This is a genomic window from Mesorhizobium sp. M7A.F.Ca.CA.002.15.2.1, from assembly GCF_003998715.1.
In the GTDB taxonomy this organism is placed as follows: Bacteria; Pseudomonadota; Alphaproteobacteria; order Rhizobiales; family Rhizobiaceae; genus Mesorhizobium; species Mesorhizobium ciceri.
The window spans coordinates 1-3,728 of record NZ_RZPI01000573.1 but is presented as its reverse complement, the minus strand read 5'-3'; the positions used below and the strand labels follow the sequence as shown (position 1 = coordinate 3,728).

At 62.4% G+C, this 3,728-nt stretch carries 6 protein-coding genes; 3 read left to right on the top strand and 3 right to left on the bottom strand.

The features are described from left to right. Positions 1–138: L,D-transpeptidase family protein (locus tag ENZ74_RS25330; protein WP_164761197.1), on the top strand; the 138-nt coding region annotated here is incomplete at its 5' end. After that, entirely contained in the window at positions 135–728 is a 594-nt protein-coding gene (locus tag ENZ74_RS25325) for a hypothetical protein (RefSeq protein ID WP_013530275.1), read from the top strand. The genes ENZ74_RS25330 and ENZ74_RS25325, both read left to right, overlap by 4 nt. A gap of 44 nt (positions 729–772) precedes the next feature. Here the strand turns inward: ENZ74_RS25325 and ENZ74_RS25320 are convergent, their stop codons facing one another. From ENZ74_RS25320 to ENZ74_RS25310, 3 genes are all read right to left on the bottom strand, one after another. Beyond that, positions 773–1,306: a hypothetical protein gene (locus ENZ74_RS25320; RefSeq protein WP_063170086.1), complete on the bottom strand. Its 534-nt coding sequence runs from the start codon at positions 1,304–1,306 to the stop codon at positions 773–775. A gap of 60 nt (positions 1,307–1,366) precedes the next feature. Then, positions 1,367–2,281, bottom strand: coding sequence for a sugar ABC transporter permease (locus ENZ74_RS25315; RefSeq protein WP_013530273.1), 915 nt, complete (start codon positions 2,279–2,281; stop codon positions 1,367–1,369). Between the two features lie 111 nt (positions 2,282–2,392). Then, positions 2,393–3,571 (bottom strand): sugar ABC transporter substrate-binding protein, encoded by a 1,179-nt coding sequence (locus ENZ74_RS25310; protein ID WP_245469110.1) that lies wholly within the window; start codon positions 3,569–3,571, stop codon positions 2,393–2,395. On the opposite strand from ENZ74_RS25310, the gene ENZ74_RS35340 reads away from it, so the two are divergent. Beyond that, positions 3,543–3,728 (top strand): hypothetical protein (locus tag ENZ74_RS35340; RefSeq protein WP_245471003.1); only part of this gene is annotated, 186 nt, incomplete at its 3' end. The genes ENZ74_RS25310 and ENZ74_RS35340 overlap by 29 nt on opposite strands.

Below are 3,728 nucleotides of genomic sequence, written 5' to 3'. Positions count from 1 at the left end.
CTCTACCGCATACACGGCACCAACGACCCGTCGGGTGTCGGCTTCGACGGGACATCGGGCTGTTTTCGCCTCACCAACACGGATGTGATCGATCTTTTCAAACGCGTCGCGGTCGGCGCAAAGGTGGTGGTCCAATGACGATGATCAGCGAACCGGACATGCCGGCGATCGATATCGGAAACCAGGAACAGCGCGAACCGGCTGCCGCCGGGAAACCCAGCAAGGCAAAGACGATCGCCGTCATCGTCGCCGGCGGCGCGCTTCTGATCACCGCAGTCAACATGGCGGCCGCGGTCTATCTCTATCGGGGCATGAGCGACCTGCGTTTCGTCGAGGCGCGGCTGGAGCAGCTCGGCGCATTCGAGCAGCGGATCGCAGCCCGGCTCGACACGGTCAACAACGGTTTTCAGAGCCGGTTCGAGAAACTGGACAGCCAGTTGCAAGGCAGCTTCAACGAGATCGATGCCAGCATTGCCCGGCTTGGGCAGACTATGCCGGTCGCCGGCGGCGAGGCCATGCCGGGCGTGGAAGAACCGTCCGAAATCGCCACCAGCACGCTGGCGCAAGCGCCCGAAGCCCTCGGCGGCGAGAGCGCGAGCGAACCCGGCGTCATCGAAGCGCCCGCACCCAGGAGGAGAATCGCATCGGCGTCGCCCCCTGCTCCCAGCTCCAATTACCAGCGCATCCAGCAGCCCGACGGCAAGGTCTATTACCGCCGGATCAACTAGACCCAGCAGAGCCCGGATCGTGCAAGGTGTAAGTGGCGAACGATCTAGAGATCGCGCTGCAGCGCCAGGATGCGGATGGCCCGGACGGACCGCTCCCGCGCCTCGGTGAGGAAGGCGATGTGGCAGTAGGCACAGGCCACGAAGCCCAAAAGCAGCACCAAGCTGTTCTTGAAGGTGAAATCGACGGCCAGCGAATAGGGAAGACCCTTGGGCGACGTGAATTCGGCAATCGTGCTTGCCGTTTCCGAATGGCTGCCGACCGCGATCATCAGCCCGGCGAAAATCAGGGCGATATGGTTGGCGAGGAAGAAGAAAGCCGACCGCTTGGCGTGGCACGCCATCCAGCAGACGATCGATGCGGCGGCAAGGATAGCGGCTTCGAAAGCCATGGAACCGCCCAGCCAGACATCCACCTGCTGCCAAAGCACCGTCGACAAGGGGCGCAGTTCAAGCCATAGCCACCATGCGGTGGGGCTGGCTGGATAGATGCCCAGCAACAAGGTCGCCATGCGCTCCCCTGCCAGGACCGCCAGAATGAGAAACGGAAAGGCGAAAAGCAGGAGCGGCTTGCGTTTCATGTTCCCTCGACAATCTGCAGGCCAGGATAGGCCGCATAGATTGCGCAAGGCTTAACAACCCTACTTCCGGCCCTCTCCCGATTGCGAGCGTTCGAGGACGGCGAAGAAGATCACGGTGAGCAGAAGCACGATCAGCAGCAGCACGAACGCGGCTGCCGCGCCTTCGTTGAGCGAAAGGCCGAGAAAGGCACGGCGATAGGCAAAGAAGCTCAGCACTTCGGTCGCGTTGCCCGGCCCGCCCTTGGTCAGGACATAGGGCAGATCGTAGGTCCGGAATTCGTTGATCAGCTGGATGATGATGGTGATCGCCGCGACCGGCCGAAGCATCGGCAGCGTGATGTAGAGGAATTGCTGCCAGCCGCGCGCGCCGTCCACTTCAGCAGCCTCATAGGGATCGCGCGGCAAAGCGGCGAGCCCCGCGGCGAGGATCAGCACGACGAAGGACATTTGCTGCCAGATGTCGATCGCCGCCATCGTCCAGAGTGCCATGCCTGGCGTGCCTAGCCAGTCGAGGCGCGGCAGGCCTGATATCTCCATGAGATGATTGGCGATGCCGAGATTGGGCTGGAGCAGCATGCGCCAGATCAGGGCGACGCTGATCGGCGACATCGCCATGGGAATGGTCAGAACCGCGAAATAGACCGGCTTCATCCGGACCGTCCGGTTGAGCATCAGGGCAATGCCGAGCCCGATCACGAATTCGCCGACCACGGTCACCGCCGAATAGCGCACGGTGAGCCAGAGCGCGTTCCAGAACAGCTCATCGCCGATCATCGAAGCGAAATTCTTGAACCCGACAAGCGGCAGGAGCTGCGGCTTGATCAAGGTCATCGAGGAGATCGAGAGGATGCAGGCATAGGCCAGGGGAAAGCCCATCACGATCGCCAGCAGCAGCAGGCCGGGCAAGGCAAAGGCCCAGCCGGTCCGCCACTCGCGGCCACGGGCAGCCCATCCTTTTTTGATCGCATTGTGCATCGTGGCCGAGCCTTGGTCGGGGTGGCGTTGCTGATCTCGTCAAGATCCGGGGTCTGGAAAATCCGGCGCGGCTGACATCGCCGCGCCGGGTCTCCTTGCCGAGCCGGACCGCTATTTGTCGAGGAGCCCCTGCAGGCCGTCGGAAGCTGCCTTCAGCGCCGCGTCCGATGTCGCCTGGCCGCCAGCCGCCAGCGAAAGCTGGGTACCGAGCAGATCCTCGTATTGCGCCGAATAGGTGAAGATCGGGAACGACTTGCCGGTCGCCACCACATCCTGGGCGGTCTTGTAGAAGGGATATTTCGCCAGCACCGCCGCATCGGCATAGACATCGCTGCGCACGGGCGCGTGGCCCTCGAGCGCGCGCTTCACCGAAACATCCTTGCTCTGCACCCACTGGATGAAGGTCCAGGCGGCTTCCTGCTCTTCCGGCGACGTGTTCTTGGGAATGCCCCAGCCCCAACCGCCGCTCTCGCCATGGCCGCCCGGCATCACCGACAGGCCGACCTTGCCGGCGACCGTCGGACACTTCACGGCATCGTCCATCTGCGGCAGCATCCACCAATAGGTGACCATGCTGAAGGCGGAACCGCTGCACATCAGACGCATGGTGTCGTCGAGCGTGGCCGACACGGCACCCTGCTGGGCGCCGTGCTGGAGATTGTCGACATAGAGATCGAGCGCCTTCTTGGCCTCTGCCGTGTCGAGGCTCGCCTTGCCGTCGGCATTGAGATAGCTGCCGCCGGCGGAGAACAGGTAGTTGGAGAATTCCATGCTGTTGGGATCGCCGCGCTGGCCCTGCATCGCGGCCCCGGCGACACCGGCATTGGCCTTCATGAATTTGGAAATCGCCACATAATCTTCGAGCGTCGTCGGCAAAGCGAGCTCCTTGCCGGTTGCCGTCTTGTAGGCGGCCTTGAGCTTCTCGTCGCCGATCAGGTCCTTCCGGTAGAGGAGGCCCATCGAGTAGTTGTACATGGGCACCAGGAACAGCTGGTCCTCGGTTCGGCCGAGCAGGTCAAGCGTCGAGGGAATGAAGGGGCTCAGATCGTATTTGGATTTCTCGACGAAGGGTTTCAGGTCGGCCAGCCAGCCGGCCGCCGGAAATTCGCCGGCCCACAGGAAGTCGACCTCGAGCACATTGTAGTAGCTCTGCGGCGCGGTCAGCTGCGACACCAGCTTGTCGTGCATGTCAGGATAGCCGATCTTCTCAAACTCGACCTTGATGCCGGTCTGCTTCTCGAATTCGGGCAACAGCGCTTCAATGATCTTGGTTTCCGGCACGTCCTCCATCAAGGCGTGCAAGGTGATGGGCTCAGCCGCCCTGGCCGGAAGCGATGCGCTGACAACAGCTGCCCCGCTCACGGCCGTCATCAGCATTTTGATCAAGGTCTGCTTGTTCCAAGTCATAACTCTCTACTCCTCTTTCCCTCTGGACGCGGCGGTGATC

Bases quoted from the DNA above. Each gene is read 5' to 3' on its own strand.
- ENZ74_RS25325 (WP_013530275.1), top strand. From the start codon at position 135: ATGACGATGATCAGCGAACCGGACATGCCGGCGATCGATATCGGAAAC.
- ENZ74_RS25320 (WP_063170086.1), bottom strand. From the start codon at position 1,306: ATGAAACGCAAGCCGCTCCTGCTTTTCGCCTTTCCGTTTCTCATTCTG.
- ENZ74_RS25315 (WP_013530273.1), bottom strand. From the start codon at position 2,281: ATGCACAATGCGATCAAAAAAGGATGGGCTGCCCGTGGCCGCGAGTGG.
- ENZ74_RS25310 (WP_245469110.1), bottom strand. From the start codon at position 3,571: ATGGAGGACGTGCCGGAAACCAAGATCATTGAAGCGCTGTTGCCCGAA.